Here is a 1,428-nt window from a genome sequence, read left to right as displayed (position 1 = left end):
ATCGAGCACGGCCGCGTACACCGCCGCGACCAACTCCGGCTGAAACCACAACGCGCGGGCGGCGTCCACCGGCCCCCGGCCCGTCTCCAGGGTCAGCCGAAGCCCGGCCCAGGCCCCCGCGCTCGCCCGCGGCCCACGCCCTTCGGCCCGCGCCCGGGTGATCTCGGCCGCGTACAGAGCGGTAGCCCGGTCCACGTCACCCCGCAGCAACACCAGGTCCGCCGGCCGCACATCGGGGATGCGCGACCGCCCCCGCGCGAGCCGGTCCGCCTCGCCTCGCGGCCCGTCGACGGAGTTCTCGTCGGGACCCGGACCGGTGCGCGCGCCCAGCCCGCTGCGAGTCAGCGACCACCACACGTTCAGACTCGGTACCCGCGGATCCGGCTCCAGGGCCGGCCCCCGCCCGGCGAACAGCGCGACCTCGTCCACCCGCGAGGGATCGCCGGCCAACGCCGCGACCAGTTCGGGATGCGGAGCCAAATGGTGCAGCCGCCACCGCACACTGTGATCCGCCGCCACCCGGTCGGCCGCGACCTGGGCCGCCGCAGGCAGCCGTTCCTCCTGCCACCCGTCGACCACGTCGCCGAGCAGTTCGACGAACCGGCGCCCCAACGGCCGCAGTTCGGGCTGATCGCCCAAACCTGCCAGGGCCACCGCGAGTTGCCTGCGCCACAGCGCGAACTCGAACGCGGCCAGCCCCGCGTGCGGGTCACTCGCGCCGGACAGATCGCCCAGCCGGTGCCCCCGCCAGAAGCGGGCCACGCCCATGAACGCGTAGATGCCCTGCAACATGCCCCGCAACGGGCGCGGATCGTGGCGCCACGGGGCATAGAAGCGATCCTCGGTCTCTTGGTCGACCAGCCGATACAGATGCATCAGCATGCCCAACTTGCTGTGCTGGGCCTCGTGGGTGAGGGTCGCGGCCAACTCCACCGCGTTGCCGGGGTCGGAACCGGCGACCGCGCCGACGCCGTCCCCCGAGGTCGCGCTCTCGGCCAGGAACGGACTGCTCGCCGGCACCGGTTCGACCGAGCGCAGCAGACTGCGCACGTCCGAGGCACACTGCGGGTCCGCGGCGCACAACACCGGCCACGCGTCGTCCAGCAACCTCGCCCAGCGCTCCGCCGCCTCCGCGTCCAGGGGCGGGCCGGCGTGCGCGGGATCGACCGGCAGCACCCGGTGGAAGCCGAGATCGTCGAGCAGGACGGTGCCCGCCCCGCCCCGGGGCCCGAAACGCAACCGGCGCGCGGGACGCCACCCGGGCACCGGCAACTCCGGTCGGATCGGCACCCGTACCTCGGCGCCGCCGGCCCGCAGCGTCAGCCGACCCGCATGCCGCACGACCTCCGCGGTGTCCCACGTCGCGAGCCCGGGCAGCGATGCCCGCCCGAACGCGGGCAGCCACGCGTCACCGCCGCGCGTGGGCAC

Annotated in this window: 1 protein-coding gene; it reads right to left on the bottom strand. The window is 75.0% G+C overall.

The window, feature by feature from the left end; genetic code table 11:
- Positions 1-1,428, bottom strand: a 1,428-nt coding sequence (locus GT354_RS30620; RefSeq protein ID WP_161359625.1) for an HEXXH motif-containing putative peptide modification protein, incomplete at both ends; no start/stop codon positions are given.

This window comes from Streptomyces sp. SID3343 (assembly GCF_009865215.1).
Classification (GTDB): domain Bacteria; phylum Actinomycetota; class Actinomycetes; order Streptomycetales; family Streptomycetaceae; genus Embleya.
This window is presented reverse-complemented; position numbering and strand designations above follow the sequence as displayed.